The sequence below is a fragment of the Streptomyces sp. NPDC044063 genome, assembly GCF_056434285.1.
In genome coordinates this window covers 82745-101923 of record NZ_JBWKFM010000018.1, presented here as the reverse complement: position 1 = coordinate 101923, position 19179 = coordinate 82745, and the positions used below count along the sequence as shown (strand labels likewise).

At 74.9% G+C, this 19179-nt stretch carries 16 protein-coding genes; 9 read left to right on the top strand and 7 right to left on the bottom strand.

Translation table 11 applies throughout. The features are described from left to right. The first annotated feature begins 75 nt into the window (after positions 1-75). Positions 76-633, top strand: a complete 558-nt coding sequence (locus AC07BS_RS22290; RefSeq protein ID WP_478647872.1) for a GbsR/MarR family transcriptional regulator — start codon at positions 76-78, stop codon at positions 631-633. A 51-nt stretch (positions 634-684) separates the two neighbouring features. Here the strand turns inward: AC07BS_RS22290 and AC07BS_RS22285 are convergent, their stop codons facing one another. Beyond that, on the bottom strand, positions 685-1365 hold the full coding sequence (locus tag AC07BS_RS22285; protein WP_478648051.1) for a CBS domain-containing protein: 681 nt from the start codon (positions 1363-1365) through the stop codon (positions 685-687). Between the two features lie 263 nt (positions 1366-1628). Here AC07BS_RS22285 and AC07BS_RS22280 point away from each other — a divergent pair, with 263 nt between their 5' ends. Then, positions 1629-3137, top strand: coding sequence for a M28 family metallopeptidase (locus AC07BS_RS22280; protein ID WP_478647870.1), 1509 nt, complete (start codon positions 1629-1631; stop codon positions 3135-3137). 73 nt (positions 3138-3210) lie between these two features. On the opposite strand, the gene AC07BS_RS22275 is transcribed toward AC07BS_RS22280, so the two are convergent. Continuing rightward, complete coding sequence (locus AC07BS_RS22275) at positions 3211-4080, bottom strand: universal stress protein (protein ID WP_478647869.1); 870 nt, start codon at positions 4078-4080, stop codon at positions 3211-3213. A 97-nt stretch (positions 4081-4177) separates the two neighbouring features. Between AC07BS_RS22275 and AC07BS_RS22270 the strand changes: the two genes are divergently transcribed. Then, positions 4178-5440 (top strand): cation:proton antiporter domain-containing protein, encoded by a 1263-nt coding sequence (locus tag AC07BS_RS22270; RefSeq protein WP_478934008.1) that lies wholly within the window; start codon positions 4178-4180, stop codon positions 5438-5440. 46 nt (positions 5441-5486) lie between these two features. On the opposite strand, the gene AC07BS_RS22265 is transcribed toward AC07BS_RS22270, so the two are convergent. Both AC07BS_RS22265 and AC07BS_RS22260 read right to left on the bottom strand, forming a co-directional pair. Continuing rightward, entirely contained in the window at positions 5487-6893 is a 1407-nt protein-coding gene (locus AC07BS_RS22265; RefSeq protein ID WP_478647865.1) for a DUF2252 domain-containing protein, read from the bottom strand. Next, positions 6890-7948: a hypothetical protein gene (locus AC07BS_RS22260; RefSeq protein ID WP_478934006.1), complete on the bottom strand. Its 1059-nt coding sequence runs from the start codon at positions 7946-7948 to the stop codon at positions 6890-6892. The genes AC07BS_RS22265 and AC07BS_RS22260 overlap by 4 nt, the downstream gene beginning before the upstream one ends. A gap of 83 nt (positions 7949-8031) precedes the next feature. Between AC07BS_RS22260 and AC07BS_RS22255 the strand changes: the two genes are divergently transcribed. After that, positions 8032-9369 (top strand): diacylglycerol/lipid kinase family protein, encoded by a 1338-nt coding sequence (locus AC07BS_RS22255; protein WP_478934004.1) that lies wholly within the window; start codon positions 8032-8034, stop codon positions 9367-9369. 11 nt (positions 9370-9380) lie between these two features. On the opposite strand, the gene AC07BS_RS22250 is transcribed toward AC07BS_RS22255, so the two are convergent. Together AC07BS_RS22250 and AC07BS_RS22245 are read right to left on the bottom strand one after the other, a co-directional pair. Beyond that, complete coding sequence (locus tag AC07BS_RS22250; RefSeq protein ID WP_478934002.1) at positions 9381-9971, bottom strand: potassium channel family protein; 591 nt, start codon at positions 9969-9971, stop codon at positions 9381-9383. Between the two features lie 28 nt (positions 9972-9999). Continuing rightward, complete coding sequence (locus tag AC07BS_RS22245) at positions 10000-11598, bottom strand: MFS transporter (protein ID WP_478934000.1); 1599 nt, start codon at positions 11596-11598, stop codon at positions 10000-10002. A gap of 238 nt (positions 11599-11836) precedes the next feature. On the opposite strand from AC07BS_RS22245, the gene AC07BS_RS22240 reads away from it, so the two are divergent. Beyond that, a complete protein-coding gene (locus tag AC07BS_RS22240; RefSeq protein WP_478647859.1) occupies positions 11837-13183 on the top strand; it encodes a hypothetical protein in 1347 nt (448 codons plus the stop codon). Further along, the gene (locus AC07BS_RS22235) at positions 13180-13593 is read left to right on the top strand and encodes an SHOCT domain-containing protein (protein ID WP_478647858.1); all 414 of its coding nucleotides are present in this window, start codon (positions 13180-13182) and stop codon (positions 13591-13593) included. The genes AC07BS_RS22240 and AC07BS_RS22235 overlap by 4 nt, the downstream gene beginning before the upstream one ends. A gap of 4 nt (positions 13594-13597) precedes the next feature. Here AC07BS_RS22235 and AC07BS_RS22230 read toward each other — a convergent pair whose 3' ends face one another. Next, positions 13598-15169, bottom strand: coding sequence for an FAD-dependent oxidoreductase (locus tag AC07BS_RS22230; RefSeq protein ID WP_478933998.1), 1572 nt, complete (start codon positions 15167-15169; stop codon positions 13598-13600). 117 nt (positions 15170-15286) lie between these two features. Between AC07BS_RS22230 and AC07BS_RS22225 the strand changes: the two genes are divergently transcribed. The 3 genes from AC07BS_RS22225 (at position 15287) to AC07BS_RS22215 (ending at position 19125) form a co-directional block, all read left to right on the top strand. Further along, the gene (locus tag AC07BS_RS22225) at positions 15287-15919 is read left to right on the top strand and encodes an alpha-ketoglutarate-dependent dioxygenase AlkB (RefSeq protein WP_478933996.1); all 633 of its coding nucleotides are present in this window, start codon (positions 15287-15289) and stop codon (positions 15917-15919) included. A gap of 122 nt (positions 15920-16041) precedes the next feature. Next, on the top strand, positions 16042-17439 hold the full coding sequence (locus AC07BS_RS22220) for a tetratricopeptide repeat protein (protein WP_478933994.1): 1398 nt from the start codon (positions 16042-16044) through the stop codon (positions 17437-17439). Positions 17440-17508: 69 nt separating this feature from the next. Then, positions 17509-19125: a phytoene desaturase family protein gene (locus AC07BS_RS22215; RefSeq protein WP_478933992.1), complete on the top strand. Its 1617-nt coding sequence runs from the start codon at positions 17509-17511 to the stop codon at positions 19123-19125. Positions 19126-19179 lie beyond the last annotated feature (54 nt).

The following is a 19179-nucleotide window of genomic DNA, read 5'->3' as shown; positions in this document are numbered from 1 at the left end:
CTTTCAGAAATTTGTGAAGGCTCGAAAGCGTGTAAATTTGATCCGATCGGGGCGAGCGAGGGAGACGACGGGGCGATGGGCGACAGAGGCACCAGGGCGGCGGGCACGGGAAGCCCGGCGGGCACGGGGAGCACGGCGGACCGGGCCCGCGATCCGGAGGAGATCTCCCGCTTCGTCGAGCGGTTCGCGGCCGAGCTGACGGACGCGGGCATGCAGCGCATGGCGGCGCGCGTCTTCGCCGCGCTCCTGGCCTCCGACTCCGGCGCGATGACGTCGGCGGAGCTCGCGCTGAGCCTGCGGATCAGCCCGGCGGCCGTCTCGGGCGCCGTGCGCTACCTCGGCCAGGTCGACATGGTGGGCCGCGAGCGCGAGCCGGGCTCCCGGCGCGACCGCTACCGCCTCTACGAGAACGTCTGGTTCGAGGCCTTCACCCGCCGGGACCAGCTGATGACCCGCTGGGAGGGCGTCCTGCGCGACGGCGCGCGCACCCTCGGCCCCACGACCCCGGCCGGGGCGCGGCTGGCGGAGACCGCCGAGTTCCTGGAGTTCATCCAAAAGGAGTTCCAGCAGATCCTCGTCCGCTGGCGCGACCACAAGGCCGCCCTCGGCGAGGGCGGCCCCGGGACGCGGTGACGGGACGCGGTGACGGGACGCGAGTGACGGGACGCGAGTGACGGGCTCCGCTCAGCCGATCCCGCCGGCCGGCCCCGTGGAATCCCCGGCGTCGCCGGCGTCCCCCGAGTCGTCGGTCTCCGCCGTCAAGTGGTCCTCCACGCTCACCACGCCGTCCACGCTCCGGCACAGCTGGACGAGCACCGGCAGCAGGCTGGCGCGCCGCACCGAGCCGCTCAGCCGCACCTGACCCTGGTTCACCTCCACGCCCACGGCCGACGGCCGCTCCCGGAGGGTGCGCACGAGCACGTCCTCGAGGATCTCCTCGCGGATGGCGCGGTCGGTGCGCAGGAAGACCCGCAGCAGGTCACCGCGGCTGACGAGGCCCACCAGCCGCCCGTCCTCGTCCACCACCGGGAGCCGCTTGACGCGGTGTTCCTCCATGGTCCGGGCGGCCTCCACCACGCTCCACTCCGGCCGGGCGCAGACGGCCGGACTGGTCATCAGCCCCTCGGCCGTGGTGGCCTCGCGCTTGGCGCGGGCCACCGGATCGGCGGAGTCCGGCTGCTGCGAGGCCTTCGCCAGCAGATCCGCCTCGGAGACCACGCCCACCGGGCGGTCCTCGGCGTCCACCACCGGGACCGCCGTGATGTCGTGCTCGTGGAGCACGTGGACGAGCTCCGTGAACTGGGTGCCCCGCTGGACCCTGACGACCTCCCGGGTCATCAGGTCCCCGACGCTTCTGTGCTGCAACATGTACCGGTCCCTCGGCGAACGGCGATGACGTCCCGTCAAATCTAGAACGCCGCGCGGGTCTCCCCGCACAGCCCGCCCCGGCTCGCGTACGCCCCGCGGACGACCCGCCCCACGGACGACCGCATGGCCGGTCCCACTGTGGCGATCATGTGTCATACGTCGCTCACCCCTGCCGCGACCTGCACTCTTTCCGTTACTGTCGCGTTCGACCGGTTCACTCAGCGCCACCTTCGACGGTGGCCACGCCCCGAAAGGACGTCATGCGCGCGCATCTTCGCCGCCGGGCGATAACGGCACTCGTCACCACCGCCGTCGCCACCCCCGTGCTCGTCGCCGCCACGGCCGCCCCCGCCGGCGCCCTGGCCACATCCCCGGGCGACCGGCACAGACAGGCCGAACGCCTGTCCCAGAAGCTGGTCAAGGCCTCCTCCGGGAAGAGCGCCTACCGTCATCTGCGGGCCTTCCAGGACATCGCCGACGCCAACGGGGGCAACCGCGCCGCCGGCACCCCCGGCCACAAGGCGTCCACCGAATACGTCTACCGCCTCCTGAAGAAGGCCGGATACGACGTCTCGTACCAGGACTTCGACTTCTTCGAGTCCAAGACGCTGCGCGAGAAGCTCACCGTGGTCTCCCCCGAGCCCCGTGACATCAAGGTCGCCGCCTACGAGTTCAGCAAGTCCACGCCCGCCGGCGGCCTCAAGGCCCAGCTCGCCGCCGCCCGCGTCGACGACACCCCCGGCTGCGGCCTGGACGACTACGCCTCCGGCGACTTCAAGGGCAAGATCGCGCTCGTCAAGCGCGGCAACTGCACCTTCCAGCAGAAGGAGGAGGTCGCCGCCAAGGCGGGCGCCGCCGGTCTGATCCTCTACAACCACTCCGGCAGCGAGCCGGTCCACGGCGGCGTCGAGGACCCGGCCAACGCCCACATCCCGGCGGGCGGCATCTCCCTGGCCGACGGTCAGGCCCTGGCCGCCGCGCTCGCCAAGGGCGATGTGACCGTCAACCTCGACGTGGCCACCGACGCCCTCAAGCGCACGACCCGCAACGTGATCGCCGAGACCCGGTGGGGCAGCGCCGACCACGTCGTGACGCTCGGCAGCCACCTCGACTCGGTGCCCGAGGGCCCCGGCATCAACGACAACGGCTCCGGCTCGGCCGGCCTGATCGAGGTCGCGCTCAAGCTCGCCCAGGAGACCCGCGGCTCCGGTCACCGACCCGCCAACAAGGTGCGGTTCGCCTGGTGGTCGGCCGAGGAGCTGGGCCTGCTCGGCTCCAAGGCCTACGTCGCCCAGCTGAGCGAGAAGCAGCGCAAGCAGATCGCGCTGTACCTCAACTTCGACATGATCGCCTCGCCCAACCCGGTCGAGTTCGTCTACGACGGCGACGACTCCGACCACACCGGCTCGGGCCCCGGCCCGAAGGGCTCCGCCCAGATCGAGCACCTGATCAACGGCTACCTCGACCGCAAGGGCCTCCCGCACGAGGGCACCGACTTCGACGGCCGCTCCGACTACGGCCCGTTCATCGCCAACGGCATCCCGGCGGGCGGCACCTTCACCGGCGCCGAGGGCGTCAAGACCAAGGAGCAGGCGGCCCGGTACGGCGGCACGGCGGGCACCGCCTACGACCCCAACTACCACGCCAAGGGCGACACCCTCGCCAACATCGACCGCAAGGCGTTCGACACCAACATCGACGTCATCGCGCACGCGGTCGGCACCTACGCCCACGACCTGAGCTCGCTGGACGAGCAGGCCAAGGGCTGACCCAGGGTCATCTCCCCGTGCGCCGGGCGGGTTCCGTACCCGCCCGGCGCACGCTTTTCACGGAGTCCGGGGCTCATGGGTGCGGGACCACCGCCACCGGGCAGGGCGCGTGGTGCAGCACCGCGTGCGCCACGTGGCCGACGCGCTGGCGGCCGTGTCCTCCGGTGCGGCGACCCACCACGAACAGCCCGGCCCGCTCGCCGGCCGCCAGCAGCACCTGGGCGCCGCTGCCGATCTCGACGTGCTCGATCACCTCCACCTCCGGGTGGCGCTCCCGCCACGGCCGCAGCGCCTCGGCCAGCCGCCCCCGCTCCAGCCGCTCGAAGCCGCCCGCCTCCTCGGCCTGCCGGAGGGAGCCGGGCCGCCAGGCGAGGACGGGCGGCAACGACCAGGCCCGTACGGCCCGCAGCGGCGCGCCCCGCACCGCCGCGGCCCCGAACGCGAAGCCCAGCACGCTCGACGTGTCCGCCGCCGCGTCGTCGACCCCCACCACCACCTCGCCGTCGGGCGACTCGCGGCCCGTCTCACGGGGATCGCGGACGAGGACGACCGGCCCCCGGGCCTGCCGCAGCACGTGCAGGGCGACCGAGCCGACCAGGAATCCCGTCAGCGCGCCGTGACCGCGCGAGCCGAGCACCAGCAGCCTGTCCTCCGCCGTCTCGGCCACCAGCGCGGGCACCGCCTCCTCCGCCAGCAGCTCCGCCGATACGGCGATCCCCTGCCCCGCCCCGGCCGCCCGGCGCTCCGCGGCGCCCAGCAGGTCCCGCGCCCAGCGCTCCTGCGTCCCGGCGTCCGCCGCCAGGGGCAGGTCCAGCGGCTGGTACACCCAGGCGTGGACGACGCGCAGCCCCGCTCCCCGCCGCCGGGCCTCGGCCGCCGCCCACGACGCCGCGGCCAGGCTCTGGTCGGTTCCGTCGACTCCCACGGTGATCGTGCCGGACATCGGACCTCCCGGTGGCGGTGCGGACCTCGGCGTGCGCGAGTGGGGCACTGATGAGCGGTAATGTCGGACAGCGACCAGAATATGACGGAGAGGCGGGATGAGCGGAGAGGGCGCGATCACGGACGCGGCGATCGCCGCCGTCACGGCCGGGTACGCCCTGCTGTCGCGCCGCCTCGCCTCGACCGCCGTCACCGCGCCCATGGTGTTCACCGCCGCCGGGGTCCTCGTCGGACCGGCCGGGCTCGGCGTGCTGGACCTGGAGCACGACGCGGGACCGGTGCTCACGCTGGCCGAGGCGGCCCTGGCGACGGTCCTGTTCACCGACGCGGTGTCGGTGCGCGTGGGCCATCTGCGCAGCGGCTGGTTCCTGCCCGCCCGGCTGCTCGTGCTGGGCCTGCCGCTGGTCGTCGCGCTCGGCTGGCTCCTGGCGTGGCCGCTGCTGCCCGGTCTGAGCGCCGCCGAACTGGCGCTGGTCGCCGTCGTCCTCGCGCCGACCGACGCGGCGGTGAGCAAGGCCGCCGTGTTCGGCCCGCGCGTCCCGGTGCTCGTCCGGCACGGGCTGAACAGCGAGTGCGGCCTCAACGAGGGCCTGGTCCTGCCGGCGTTCGTCCTCCTCATGGCCGCCGTGCCCGGCACGGCGGCCGCCCACGAGGGGGTGACGGGCGCCTTCCGGCGGGCGCTGCTGCTCAGCCCGGCGCTGGGGCTGGTGGTGGGCGGGCTCGGCGGCTGGCTGCTGCACCGTTCCATCGCGGCGGGGGCCTCGGCGCGGGAGTGGCGGCAGCTGTTCGCGCCGGCCGTGATCGCGGGCGCGTTCACGGCGGCCGTGGTCACGGGCGGGAGCGGGTTCCTCGCCGCGTGGGCGGCGGGGTTCGCCTTCGCCGTCCTGCTGCGCAGGGGCGCGCGCCGCACCGGCACCCACCACGGCGCCGTCATGGACTTCGCCGAGCACCTGGCGACCCTGCTCGCCCCGTTGAGCTTCCTGGTCTTCGGCGCGGTGATGCTGGGCCCGGCGCTGGCGCACCTGGACTGGCGCGTCGTCGGCTACGCCCTGCTCACGCTGACGGTCGTACGGATACTGCCCGTCGCCGTGGCCCTGGTGGGCAGCGGGCTGCGGCCGCCGACGGTCGCGTACGTGGGGTGGTTCGGGCCGCGCGGCCTGGCCTCCCTGGTGCTCGGCCTGCTCGTGGTGACCGAGGAGGTGCCCGGCGCCCGGCTCATGGGCACGGTGATCGCCGTGACCATCGGGCTCAGCGTCCTCCTCCACGGCGTCTCCGCCGTCTTCCTGACGGGCCGCTACGGCGCCTGGTACGAGCGCGTCGCCGTGCGGCGGCCGGCGCCGCGCGAGAGCGCCGCGGGCTGACGGCGCGCGGGCCGAGGGCTGACGGCGCGGGGCCCGCGGGCCGCGCTCAGACGTCCTCCGCGTGCACGCGGCCGGAACGCGCGGCCCGGTCCAGGGCCTCGAAGTCCCGCTCGTTCTGGTCGGCGTACGCCTCGGCGAAGCCGGCCAGCGCCCGGTCGAAGGAGTCGCCCCGGCCCAGGTAGGCGGCGATGGCGACGCGGTCGCCGGAACGGGCGTGGGCACGCGCCAGCGTGGCGCCGCACAGCCCGCCGAAGAACTCCAGCTCGCCCGGCGTCATGTCCTCGGGCCGGGCGATGCCCTTCCAGTCCCACAGCTGGCGGAGATAGAAGTCGCGCCGCCGCCCGTCGATCCCCGTGACGCGTTCCCAGCCGAGCAGGATGTCGCTCGTGGCCTGCATGAGCCGCTGCCCCGCGACGACCCGCTGCCCCTGATTGCGGTAGACACTCGGTCCGCAGTACGGGGCGAGCACCGACGGGCCGGCCTCCTTGGCCTGGAGGAACAGCGGGTCCTCGGCGTCCCTGCCGAGCAGCAGCACGATCCAGCAGCGCGTCCCCACGCTGCCGACGCCCACCACCTTGCGGGCGATGTCCACGAGCCGGTACTGGCGCAGCAGGTGCCGGCGGTCGGGGGCGAGGCTGCTGCCGTAGTGCTCGACGAGCGTCCGGAGGCGGGCTTCGAGGTGCTCCCGTTCGCCGGCGGGGAGCAGGTCGGTCAGCGGGACGAGCAGTGGCGGGTCGGCGACGATGCGCCGGGTGCCGCCGGAGACGGTGGTCAGCTTGTCGAAGGCCTTCAGGTTGTCCTTGGCACGGGCCGCGTCCAGCGCGTGCGCGACCCGGCGGCGGGTGTCCTTGCCCGCCCGGTCGCCGAGCAGGTCGCGCAGCCGCTCGGTGTCGGTCCGCGCGTACCAGACGTCCAGGTTGCGCAGTCCGGCGAAGCCGCGCATGGCCTCGCGGTAGGCGCGGACGGCGGCCCGTACGACACGGGCGCGTTCGGTATCGTCGAAGTCGTTGGCGCGGCCGGCGATGGCCAGGCTCGCCGCGAGCCGTTTGACGTCCCACTCCCAGGGGCCCGGGAGGGTCTCGTCGAAGTCGTTGATGTCGAAGACGAGATGCCGTTCGGGTGAGGCGAGCAGCCGGAAGTTCAGCAGGTGGGCGTCCCCGCACAGCTGGGCCTCCAGGCCGGTGTCGGGGAGCCGGGCCAGGTCAGCGGCCATGATGGCGGCGGCGCCCCGGTAGAAACGGAACGGTGACTCCAGCATCCGGCCGTAGCGGATCGGTACGAGCTCCGGCAGCCGCTCGGCGGACTGCGTCTCCAGGATCACCACGGGGTCCGCGCGGTCCTCGGGCGGAGCGTACTCGGCGTGAGCCGAGCGGGGAACGCGGCGGCGCGCCGCCCGGCCCAGCGCCGCCCGCTCCTCGGGAGCGGCGGGCCCGGCCGGGCGGTCCGCGGTCACGACGGGTCCTCCTCGTCCACGCTCGTACCCTCCCCCGCCGGACCGTCGCGCGCATCACCCGCGCCGGGCGACCCGCTCCCCGCCCGCCGCGCCACCGACCTCCGGCGCGCGTACCAGAGACCGGCGCCGGCCAGCGAGGCCGCCACCAGCAGGATCGCCCCCGTGCCCCAGAACCCGCCGGCGAGCCGGAACCCGGCCAGCGCCGTCAGCGCCGCCACGCCGATGGGCGCCACCGCGAGCGCGACGAACCGCAGGACGGCCACCACGCCCGCGGCCCGCGGCACCCGGGTGAACCGCCCGCCCCGGTGTCCGGGACGGTCCGCGGTCGCGCCCGGGGTGTAGTAGGCGACGGCCTTCGCGCCCAGCCGCAGCGTGTTCTGGCGGTAGAGCACCCCCAGCGCCGGAACCCAGATCAGCGGCAGCACGAAGCCGACGAGGAAGAGCGCGCCGATCGCGGCCGACGACAGGAAGCGCTGAGCCCTGGTGCGTTCCTTCCCGCCACCCGTGAGGCCCAGGATGGCGGCCATCCGCAGGATGAGCGACCAGCGCGTGTGCCGGGGCAGCCGGCCGCGGCCGCCGGGCGGGTGGCGCTCGACGCGGGCCAGCGCCTCCTCGGCCGCCTCGGTCGACGGGTACACGTCCTGCAGGACGAGCAGGTCGGCCACGCGCCGTTCGTCGCGGGGGTCCCGTCCGGCGAGCACGGCCAGTTCCAGGAACATCTGGGCCTGCGCGAGCAGGGCCGCCACGAAGCTCACGGGGACGATCACCATGAAGGGGCCGCCGAGGGCCGCCCCTTCGGCCATCGTCATCCGCGTGCCGTGGGCGATGGTCTCCCCGGCCAGCCGGGCGGTCCCGGCCTCCGGTGCGCGCCCGCGCCGCCGGGCGACCGCCGCCTCGGCCCGCGGCCCGAAGCGCCGCACCGCGAAGAAGGCGAGCTGCTCGGGCATGTGCTCGGGGTCGGCCCAGATCATCGGCAGCAGCGCCTGGGCCTCCACGAGTGCCGTGCCCTCCTTCCGCTGCACGCCGGGGGTGCGCCGGCCGCGCCGGGCGCTCATCGTGTCCCCGTCCCGTACGGCCGTCGCCCCGGGCGCGGCACCGGACGGCGGTGAACAATGGCCGTAGGGCGGCGGGAGGTTCCATGGACGACGGTGACCACGACCGTAAGGGCGGCCCGCGCGGGAGCGTGGCGCAGCGGCGCGCGGCACGGCTGACGATCGTCGCGGCCGTGGCGGCGGTACTGCTGCTCCTCGCGGTCGCGGTGGTGAAGAGCGTCGCGCTGGTGGCCCTCGGGCCGGTGGGCCTGATGTGCGCCGCGGCCGGCCTGTGGTGGACGCTGACGCGCCGGGGCCCGGTGCGGGTGCTGGCGGTGGCGCTGACCGTGGTGACGCCGGCCGCGGTGCTCGCGCTGTACACCGCCGCCGGCCTGTTGTGGCCGGTCCTGGTCTCCGCCGCCCTGTGGGCGCTGGCGGTCTCCTCGGGCTGGACGGCGCTGCGCGCCGACGGTCCGCCGCGTCCGCGGGAGCACCGCGTCGCCGCGCCCGTACGCCCGTTCCTCGTCATGAACCCCCGGTCCGGCGGCGGGAAGGTGGGGGCGTTCGGGCTGAAGGAGAAGGCGGAGGCCCTGGGGGCCGAGGTGGTGCTGCTCGATCCCGCGCATCCGTGCGACGTCGCGGCGCTCGCCCGGCGCGCGGTCGTGGACGGCGCGGACCTGCTCGGGGTGGCGGGCGGCGACGGCACGCAGGCGCTGGTCGCGGGGGTGGCCGCCGAGTGCGGGGTGCCGTTCCTGGTGATCTCGGCGGGGACCCGCAACCACTTCGCCATGGACCTGGGGCTCGACCGGGACGACCCGTCGGCGTGCCTGGACGCCCTGACCGACGGAGTGGAGCTGCGGGTGGACCTGGGGCGCATCGGCGGCCGGCCGTTCGTCAACAACGCGTCGTTCGGCGCGTACGCGGCGGTGGTACGGAGTCCGGCGTACCGCGACGACAAGGCCGGCACGATCCTGCGGACGCTGCCGGACGTGCTCACCCACCACAGCGGCCCCCTGCTGACGGTCACCGCCGCCGGCGAGACGCTGCGGGCGCCGCAGGCCGTGCTGGTGAGCAACAACCTCTACCGCGTGGGCGACCGGGCCGGGCTGGGCCGCCGGGACCGGCTGGACGCGGGGGTGCTGGGGCTGCTGGGCGTGACCGTCGAGAGCGCCGCGCAGGCGGCGGCGCTGCTGCGCGGCCGGAACGCGCCCGGGCTCACCGTGCGGGCCGTCCGCGAGGTCGTCGTCGACGCCGACGAGCCGGAGGTACGGGCGGGCGTCGACGGGGAAGCGCTCGTCCTGCCGGCCCCGGTGCGCTGTGCGATCGAGCCGGGGGCGCTGCGCGTCCGCGTCCCGCGGCACCGCCCCGGGGTGCCCCGGCCGCGGCCGCGCCTGGACTGGCGGCGGCTGTGGCATCTGGCCCTGGGGCGGGGCCGGCGGGGCTGAGGGCCGGCCGTTCACCGCCCACCGCCCTCTCCGGGCGGCCGCGTGGTCTCCCCGCCGGCCGGGGGCCGGCCCGACCGCCGCCCCAGGGCCGTCTGCACGGCCCCCACCAGGACGCGGGCCGCCACGGCCACCAGGAGGAGGTCGGCGACCATCTGGGCGGTCACCGCGACCCGCGCGCCCTGGGAGCGCGCGGCGATGTCACCGAAGCCGACGGTGCTGAAGACGGTGACCGCGAAGTACAGGGCGTCGGTTCTGCTGAGGGGTGTGGTGAAGCTGCCGGGCGACGCGCGTTCCCCGAGGTAGTAGGCGGCCGCGAAGAGGAGCAGGAAGAGCGGCAGGGTGGTGGCCAACGCCTCGGCGGCCCGCAGGCGCGGCCGTTCGGAGCGCGAGATCGCGCGGATCTGCCAGAGGAAGAGCACCAGCACGGCACAGAGCCCGAGGACGAGCCCGCCCACGGTCCGGCCGCTGAACTTCTCGTTCAGCGGCATCAGGTAGTAGGCGGCGACCAGCCCGGTCACGACGACGACCGGCCGCACGACCTCGCTCACGGGTGGGCGCGGCCGTCGCGGGCCCGGCCCGCCCGTGGTGTCCCGGTCGTCCATGGTGCTCCTCCCTGACGCCTTCGGCGCCTCAGGCCGCCGCCCCCGGGGCCGCCGTGCTGCCGAGCTGCTGTGCCGGCAGCCCGCGGGTGAAGGCGAAGCCGGCGAGCGCGACGGCGCCGGCCGCCAGGACGGCGGCCTTGAGGCTCTCCAGCTGGGCCTGGGCGTAGGCGTCCACCAGCGCGTCCTGTTCGGAGGACGGCAGTCCGGCGCGCGCGGCGGCGGACCGCACCTGGTCGGTGCTCACGAAGCTGACCTTCCCCTCCAGGGTGACGCCGACCTCCTGGCGCACGGCGTCCGAGATCGCCGGGTTGCCGTCGATCTTCGTGCTGAAGACGGTCACCAGCGCGCCGATGAGGACCGCGCCGATCAGGGCGGTGCCGAGGGAGGAGCCGAGGTTCTGGGCGGTGTACTGGAGTCCGCCCGCCTCGCTGCGCTCGTCCTCCCCGACGCCGGACTGCACGACGTTGCCCAGCTGCGAGGCGAGCAGGCCCATGCCGAGGCCGAGAAGGCCCATGCCGACGCCGAACGTGAGGTCGTCGATGCTCGGATCGACGGTCGCGAGCAGCCACAGGGTGGCGGCGAACAGCACCACGAGGCCGCACCGGACCACGGTGCGCGGTCCGGCGACCCTGGTGAGCAGGGGCCCGGCCATGGAGGACAGCAGCATCGTCACCGAGACGGGCAGCAGCCGCAGGCCGGTCTGGAAGGCGTTGAAGCCCTGGACGATCTGGAGGTAGAGGGGGACGGCGAAGAAGAGGCCGAGGAGGACGAGGTTCTGGCACAGCAGCATGGCCAGGCCGGAGCGCAGGGCCGGGACGGACAGCAGGGAGAACCGGATCAGAGGCTGCCGGCCGCGGTGCTCCTGCCGTCGTTCCCAGCCGTGGAAGCACCACAGGACGGCGGCGCCGGCCGCGATGACGAACAGCGTGAGGGAGAAGCCGAACACGGTCACCGGCGAGTCGCGCGGGCGCACCCATCCCCAGGTGCCGCTCTGCAGGACGCCGAGGACGACCAGCACCATGCCGGCGGCGGACAGGACGACACCCACGACGTCCAGCCGCGCCCTGGGGCCGGGCGCGGGGCGCGGGACCCAGCGGACGCAGGCGAGGAGGGCGACGACGATCACGACCTCGCCGGCGAAGACCAGGCGCCACGTCAGATATGTGGTCACCCAACCGCCCAGCAACGGGCCCACGGCGATGCCCGCTCCGGCGAGCCCGCCGATGACCCCGTAGGCGACGGCCCGTTCGCGTCCCTCGTACGCGCCGGCCACCAGCGCGGCGAGGGCGGGCAGGACGAGGGTCGCGCCGAGCCCCTCGATCACCGACCAGCCGAGCGCGAGCACGCCGACGGTCGGGGCCGCGGCGGTGAGGGCCGACCCCACGCCGTAGACGACGAGGCCGATGACAAAGGCCCGGCGGCGGCCGAGCATGTCGCCGAGCCGGCCACCGGTGATCATGAAGGCGGCCATGACCAGCGTATAGAGGGTGATGACGGCCTGGATCGTGGTGACCTGGGTGTCGAAGTCCGCGACCAGCCGGCTGATCGAGACGTTCATGACCGAGGTGTCCAGCACCATCAGGAACTGGGTCACGCCCAGCACGAGCAGGGCCCGCCAGCGCCGCACGGAGCACACCTCCTGTCACCGGCCCGTCGCGTCGTCCTGTGCCGGGCGCCGCGCGGGGCGGCGTCCGGGCGGGGCCCGGCTGCCACCATAGAGTGCGAAAACGGACATTTCCCGCAGGACGGAGCCGCTCGTCCGGCATGCCGCCCGTTCCGGACCGTTCCGGCGGACGGCCGGGGTCGTCTCGCGGTCACCCGGAACGGGCGATGCAGCGGCCTCGCCCGGCGGTGACGCTGAGGGGGTGAACGCATCCGGCACACCCGTCCCGGACGATTCCGGCCGCCCGCCGCAGCAGCCGCTGACGGCGGACGAACGCCAGGAGTACGAGCGCCTGCACAGGGCCGCGACCATGCGGCACCGGCGCCTGCGCTACGCCGGCGCGTCCGTGCTGCTCGTCCTGTCCTTCCTCCTCGCACCGCTCGCCGTGGTGGCCGCGTGGGTGAACAGCCAGGTGGCCGACACCGACCGCTACGTCCAGACCGTGGCGCCGCTCGCCTCCGAGCCGTCGGTGCAGAACACGGTGACGGACCGGCTCACCACGCGGGTCGTCTCCAGCGTCGACGTCAACGCGATCGCCTCGGCGCTGGGCGATGCCCTGGCCAAGGCCGGTGCCCCGCCCAATGTCACCGACAAGACGCCCCTGCTCGCCGGGCCGCTGAAGAGCGCCCTCACCTCGGCCGTGCACGAGGTGGTGAACAAGGTGGTCACCAGCGACCAGTTCGCACAGGCCTGGGAGATCGCCAACCGGCGGGCGCACGCGGCCGTCGTCAAGACGCTCACCGGCGAGGGCAACAGCGCCGTCCAGGCCCGGGGCGACACGGTCGTCCTCGATCTCGGCACGGTGATCGACAACGTCAAGCAGCGCCTCGTCGACGCGGGTTACCAGAAGGCGGCCGCCATCCCCGACGTCGACAAGGACATCACCCTGCTGAAGACCGACAAGCTCACCAAGGCGCAGGATCTGATGCGGCTGCTCGACATCGTCGGCACCTGGCTGCCCGTCACGGCGATCGTCCTCGCCGCCCTCGGCGTCTGGGCCGCCCCCGCGCACCGGGTGGCCCTGATGACGGCGGGCATCGGCGTCGGCGTGATGATGATCGTGCTGCTGATCGGCCTCGCCGTCATGCGGCGGGTCTATCTGGGCTCCGTGCCGCCGGACGCGCTGCCGCCCGACGCGGCCGCCACGATCTACGACACCTTCGTGCGCTTCCTGCGCCAGAGCACGCGCACGGTCCTCGTCATCGCTGTGATCACCACGCTGGCCGGCTATCTCTACGGCCCCGGGCGCGGCGCCCGGTTCCTGCGCTCGGCCGTCTCCCGCGGCACGGCCGCCACCGGCGGCGCCCTGGCCCGCTCGGGCCTGCGCACCGGCGCCACGGGGACCTGGCTCCAGGGGCACCGCCGCTGGACCACCGGCGCGGTCATCGCCGGCGGCGCCCTCGTCCTTCTGCTGTGGAACTACCCGACGCCGGGAGCCGTGGCCCTGGTCCTCGGCATCGTCGTCCTCGTCCTCGTCCTTCTCGGCGTCCTCGCCGCGGCCTGTGGCCCGGCGCTGCCGGGAGGCGGCACCGTCAGGAGAGAGAAATGAGCGGTTACACCGTCATCGCCTACGACTACCCGGTCCTGGGCGCGTTCTGGACCGTCATGTGGATCTTCCTCTGGGTCCTGTGGGTCATCGTGCTGTTCCGGGTCATCGCCGACATCTTCCGCGACGACTCCCTGGGCGGCTGGGCCAAGACCGGGTGGCTGATCTTCACGATCGTGCTGCCCTTCCTCGGCGTCTTCCTCTACGTCCTCGCCCGCGGCAAGGGCATGGGACGCCGCGAGCGGGAGCACGTGCGGGCCCAGCAGGACGCCTTCGACCACTACATCCGGGAGACGGCCGGCGGCCCGGGCCAGTCCGCCACGGACCAGCTCGCCACGCTCTCGGACCTGCGCGCCAAGGGCGACATCTCCGAGGAGGAGTTCGCCCGGGCGAAGCAGAAGATCCTGCACTGAGACGCTACCGGGCGGTGTCCGGCACGTCCCGCGCGGGCAGCGGCCGGGTGGCCGGGCCCTGGAGGACCGTGCCGTCGACGGCGAACCGCGAGCCGTGGCAGGGGCATTCCCAGGTCCGCTCGACGGCGTCGAAGGCCACCAGGCAGCCCAGGTGGGTGCACCGCGCGGAGACGGCGTGCAGCGTGCCGTCGTCCGCGCGGTGGACGGCGCACCGGCGTCCGTCCACGCGGACGACGGCACCGCCGCCGGGCGGGATGTCCGCCACCGAGTCGGCGTGCGCGGCGCTCAGCCGGTCGCCGACGAAGTGGCGTCCCACGACCGCCTGGTGGCGCAGGAGGGCGGGGGCCTCGCGCAGCGTGCTCCACAGCCGGCGGGGGTCGTACAGCCCGGCCCAGGGCGGGACGTTCCGCCCGACGACGAGGTCGGTCAGGAGGCGGCCCGCCATGGCGCCGCCGCTCATGCCCCAGCCGCCGAACCCGGTGGCCACCCAGGTGTGCTCGGCGCCGGGGTGGAAGCGACCGACGAGGGGGACGGTGTCGGTGGGATCGATGTCCTGGGCCGACCAGTGGTGGAGGAACACGGCGCGCGGGAAGCATCCGGTGGTGAAGGCCGCGAGCCGGGCGTAGCGTTCCGCCTCCCCGCCCGCACCGGGCTCCGCGTGCTCGCCGGTGACGATCAGCAGCCGCCGTCCCTCGTCGTACGGCGCGGTGCGCACCGAGCGGGTCCGGTCCTCGTCGGTGATGTACATCCCGCCCGGGTCGTCGGCGGCGGGGATCACGGCGGCCAGCACCAGCTCGCGGCGCGGGGAGAGCCGGGTGAACAGCAGGGCCCGGTCGAAGACGGGATAGTGGGTGGCGACGACCACGTCGCGGGCCGTGACGGAGGCGCCGTTCTCGGCCGTCACCCGGCAGGGGGTGCCCTCGGTCAGCCCGGTGATCCGGGTGCGTTCGTGGAGCCGCCCGCCGCGCCGCCGTATGTCCTCGGCGAGGGCGAGCAGATAGGCGCGGGGGTGGAGCTGCGCCTGCCCCTCGACGCGCACGGCCCCCGCGACCGCGAAGGGCAGTCCGGTCTCCTCGGTGTAGACGGCGTCCAGCCCGGCCTCGCGGGCGGCGTCGGCCTCCGCGCGCACCTCGTCGCGCCGGGCCGCGTCGGTGACGTAGGCGAAGGCGGGCACCCGTTCCAGCGAGCCGTCCGCGCCCAGCGCGGCCGCGATCCCGGCGACGCGGTCGACGGCCTCCTGCTGGGAGCGCGCGTACAGCCGCGCGCCCTCGGCGCCGCGGGTGCGGCGCAGCCGCTCGTAGCGGAAGGTGTGCAGGTCGGAGACCTTGGCGGTGGTGTAGCCGCTGACGCCCGCGGCGAGGCGGTCGGCCTCCAGGACGGCGACCGAGCGGCCGGCGTCGATCAGCTCCCAGGCGGTGCTCAGCCCGGCGAAGCCGCCGCCGACGACGGCGACGTCGACCTCGATGTCGGTGGTCAGCGGCTCGGCCCGGGGCGTGGCGGGCTCGGTGGCCATCCAGTAGGACCCGGCGCTGCCGGGCGGCGGTATGGCCGGGACTTCTTCGGTGGAGGACGACATGACAGGCCGGGTTCCCCTCGCGGCGGCCCTGATGCACAGGGCGGCCGCATGCGCGTCCGTCCGGGTGACGAACCCTTGATTCGATCGAACGTTCTATATGTGGCGTAGACTGCGTCCATGACCGTCCAGCTCCAGGGTTCGCTCTTCGACACGGCCGACGAGGTCCGCCTCGCCCGGCCGCTGCGCGAGGCCCGCCGGACGTCCCTGACCCACGGCGCCTGGGTCGATGTGCTCCCGGGCTGGCTGGAGGGCGCCGACCTGCTGTTCGAGGCGCTGGTCTCGTCGGTGCCCTGGCGCGCCGAGCGGCGGCGGATGTACGACAGCGTGGTGACCGTTCCCCGCCTCCTCGCCCACTACGGCGCGGACGACGAACCCCCGCACCCCGTCCTGGCCGCCGCCAGGGACGCGCTCGACGCCCACTACGCGGCCGAGCTCGGCGAGCCGTTCCGCACCCTCGGCCTGTGCCTCTACCGCGACGGCCGGGACAGCGTGGCCTGGCACGGCGACCGCATCGGCCGGGGCGCGCGGGAGGACACGATGGTCGCCATCCTCTCCGTCGGCGCACCGCGCCCCCTGCTGCTGCGCCCCCGCGACGGCGGAGCCGCGCGCGTACGGCACGAGCTGGGCCACGGCGACCTGATCGTGATGGGCGGCAGCTGCCAGCGCACCTGGGACCACGCGGTGCCCAAGACCGCCCGGCCCGTCGGCCCGCGCATCAGCGTCCAGTTCCGCCCACGCGGCGTGATGTGATCCCCGCGGCGCCCCGCGCGGAGGCCGGTGCTTCCCGGCCCGCGCGGCGGGGCAGGCATCCCCCGCACACGGACAGACTCGCGGGAGGACCCAGGGTGGGCACGGACCGGCACGCACACACGATGACGCACACCGACACCGACGGGGTGCGGCACTACGAGCGGGCGCTCGACGCCCTGCTCTACTTCCGCGACGAGGTGGGCGGCGAGGTGCGGGCTGCCCTGGACGCCTCGCCCCGCTCCCCCATGGCGAACGTCCTCCTCGCCTACCTCGGGCTGCTGGGCACCGAGGAGAAGGACGCGGCGGCCGCCGTCCGGCCGTTCGAGGAGTTCCGCCGGGCCGTGCCCGCCGCGGAGCTGACGCCCCGCGAGCGCATGCACACCGAGGCCGTCTCCGCCTGGCTCGACGGCGACATCCACCGGGCCGGACGCGTCCTCGCCGAGCTCTCCGTGGCATACCCCCGGGACGCGCTCGCCCTCGCCGTGGGACACCAGACCGACTTCTTCACGGGCGACGCCGTCCTGCTGCGCGACCGCGTCGGCGGGGCCCTGACCGCCTGGGACGAGGACGACCCGCACACCGGCCTGCTGCGCGGCATGTACGCGTTCGGCCTGGAGGAGGCGGGCCACTACGACCGGGCCGAGCGGGTGGGGCTGGAGGCCGTCGAACGCAATCCGCGCGACGTCTGGGGCATCCACGCCGTCGTGCACGCCTACGAGATGCAGGGCCGGTTCGAGGAGGGCATCCGCTACCTCGACGCCCGCAGGACCGACTGGTCGGAGGGCAACTACCTGGCCGTGCACAACTGGTGGCACTACGCCCTCTACGTACTGGAGACCGGCCGGACCGACAAGGTCCTGGAGGTCTACGACGCCGCCGTGCACCACGAGGGCTCGGCCGGGGTCGCGATGGAGCTGCTCGACGCGGCGTCGCTGCTGTGGCGGCTGCACCTCGCCGGCGCGGACACCGGCGACCGCTGGCAGGTACTGGCCGACGCCTGGGCGCGACGCGCGGACGGCCCCCACTACGCGTTCAACGACGTCCACGCCGTCATGGCGTACGTCGGGGCGGGGCGCCTGGGCGACGCCGAGCGCCTGGTCCGCGACCGGGAGGCATGGCTCGCGGAGGCCGGAGGCCCGGGCCGGTCCCGCGCGGCGTCCAACGTGGCGATGACCGCCGGGATCGGCCTGCCGGTGTGCCGGGCCCTCGTCGCGTTCGGGCGGGGCGACCACGCCGGGGCGGCCGGGCTGCTGCTGCCGCTGCGGCACCGCCTCCACACCTTCGGCGGCAGCCACGCCCAGCGCGACGCGCTGCAGAAGACCCTGGTGGAGGCCGCCCTGCGGGCCGGTCACCGCGAGCTGGCGCGCACCCTGCTGAGCGAACGCGTCAGCCTGCGCCCGCTGTGCCCCTGGGACCGGGACGCGCGGGCCCGCCTCGCCGCCACCGCCGCGGCGGCCGGCCCGGGCATCCCGGGGCCGAGCGGGCACACAAAGACGCGGACCGCGAACGGGCGCGCGTAGACGCCGGCTCCGAACGGCCTGCGCATCGCGAGGACTTCACCGCGTCGCGTTCCCGTGCCACCATCCACTATGAGCCGATATGACGCGGTTGTCGTGGGGAGCGGTCACAACGCGCTGGTCACGGCGGCGTACCTGGCCCGGGCGGGCTGGGGCGTCGTCGTCCTGGAGGCCAACGACCGCCCAGGCGGCCTGGTCCGCACCGACGAGCTCACCGTGCCCGGCTTCCGGCACGACGTCTACTCCTCGGCCCATCCCCTCTTCACCTCCGGCCCCGCCTACGCCGAACTGGGCCCGGAGCTCACCGCGCTCGGCCTGACGTACCGCGCCGCGCCCTACGCCATCGGTGCCTCGGTGCCCGGCGCCGGATCCGCCGTGTTCTCCACGGACGCCGCCGCCAACGCGGTGGAGGCCGAACGCCTCGCGCCCGGCGACGGGGCCTCGCTCACCGCCCTGCTGGACGGCTTCGCCCCGTACGCCGGGCCGGTGTTCGGGCTGTTCGCGGCGGACCTGACCGACCCGGAGGCGGCCCGGGTCGTCCACGACCTGATGCACGACGACGGGCACTACTCGACGTTCGCCCAGCGGTTCCTGCGCACGTCGCGGGACCTGCTCGAACACCACTTCGCGTCGCCGGTGCTGCGCGGGCTGCTCGCCCCCTGGGCACTGCACCTGGGGCGCGGGCCCGACGAGGTGGGCAGCGCCTTCTGGACGCTGCTCGCGCTGATCGCCGTCACCACGGCCGGCATGCCCACCCCCGAGGGCGGCAGCGAGCGGCTCGCGCGGGCCCTCGCCGATCTGACCGAACGGCACGGCGGGCGGATCGAGACCGGCCGCCGGGTGGACCGCGTCCTGGTCCGCGACGGCCGCGCGACGGGGGTGCGCACGGCCGACGGCGAGGTCGTGGAGGCCACCCGGGCCGTCGTCGCCTCGGTCAACCCGGACCAGCTGTACCTGCGGCTGCTCGCGGACGAGGACGGCGCGGTCCCGCCCGTACTGCGCGCGCAGGCGCGCGACTACCGCTACGGGCGCGGCTGCGTCCAGGTGCACCTCGCCCTGTCGGAGCCGCCGGAGTTCGAGGACGAACGGCTCTCCCGCACCGGGCAGTACCACCTCACCCCCGGTCTGGACGGGCTGTCCCGCTCGGTCAACGAGGCCGTCCGGGGGCTGCTCCCCGCGGAACCCACCATCTCCTTCGACACCCCGTCGGCCGCCGACCCCACGCGCTGCCCGGCGGGCGCGGCGGTGGCGCGGCTCCAGATGCTCGACGTCCCGCTCCGGCCGCGCGGGGACGCCGCCGACGAGATCGACACCCGGGACGGCTGGACGGCGGACGTGAAGGAGGCCTTCGCGGACCGGGTGCTCCGGCTCGCCGCCCGGCACGCCCCGAACCTGCCCGGGGCCGTCCTCGGCCGGCACGTCATCGGCCCGGACGACCTGGCCCGCTTCAACCCCAACTGCGGCCCCGGCGACCCCTACGGCGGCAGCCACGAACTCGCCCAGAGCTTCCTGCTGCGCCCGCTTCCCGCCCAGCCGTCGCACCGCACCGCCGTCCCCGGCCTCTACACGGTGGGCGCCGCGACCTGGCCGGGCCACGGCGTCAACGGCGCCTCCGGCCACATCGTCGCCCGGCACCTGCTGGCACCCGGGCGCGCGCCGGGGCCGCCGGCCGGTCCGCCCGGCGGGTGAGGCGCGGTCAGGAGCCGCCGGGGGTACCGGGAGTGCGGGGGCGCGCGGGGCGTG

Bases quoted from the DNA above. Each gene is read 5' to 3' on its own strand.
- AC07BS_RS22225 (WP_478933996.1), top strand. From the start codon at position 15,287: ATGACCGTCCAGCTCCAGGGTTCGCTCTTCGACACGGCCGACGAGGTC.
- AC07BS_RS22215 (WP_478933992.1), top strand. From the start codon at position 17,509: ATGAGCCGATATGACGCGGTTGTCGTGGGGAGCGGTCACAACGCGCTG.
- AC07BS_RS22280 (WP_478647870.1), top strand. From the start codon at position 1,629: ATGCGCGCGCATCTTCGCCGCCGGGCGATAACGGCACTCGTCACCACC.
- AC07BS_RS22255 (WP_478934004.1), top strand. From the start codon at position 8,032: ATGGACGACGGTGACCACGACCGTAAGGGCGGCCCGCGCGGGAGCGTG.
- AC07BS_RS22250 (WP_478934002.1), bottom strand. From the start codon at position 9,971: ATGGACGACCGGGACACCACGGGCGGGCCGGGCCCGCGACGGCCGCGC.
- AC07BS_RS22235 (WP_478647858.1), top strand. From the start codon at position 13,180: ATGAGCGGTTACACCGTCATCGCCTACGACTACCCGGTCCTGGGCGCG.
- AC07BS_RS22230 (WP_478933998.1), bottom strand. From the start codon at position 15,169: ATGTCGTCCTCCACCGAAGAAGTCCCGGCCATACCGCCGCCCGGCAGC.
- AC07BS_RS22275 (WP_478647869.1), bottom strand. From the start codon at position 4,080: ATGTCCGGCACGATCACCGTGGGAGTCGACGGAACCGACCAGAGCCTG.
- AC07BS_RS22270 (WP_478934008.1), top strand. From the start codon at position 4,178: ATGAGCGGAGAGGGCGCGATCACGGACGCGGCGATCGCCGCCGTCACG.
- AC07BS_RS22260 (WP_478934006.1), bottom strand. From the start codon at position 7,948: ATGAGCGCCCGGCGCGGCCGGCGCACCCCCGGCGTGCAGCGGAAGGAG.
- AC07BS_RS22220 (WP_478933994.1), top strand. From the start codon at position 16,042: ATGACGCACACCGACACCGACGGGGTGCGGCACTACGAGCGGGCGCTC.
- AC07BS_RS22290 (WP_478647872.1), top strand. From the start codon at position 76: ATGGGCGACAGAGGCACCAGGGCGGCGGGCACGGGAAGCCCGGCGGGC.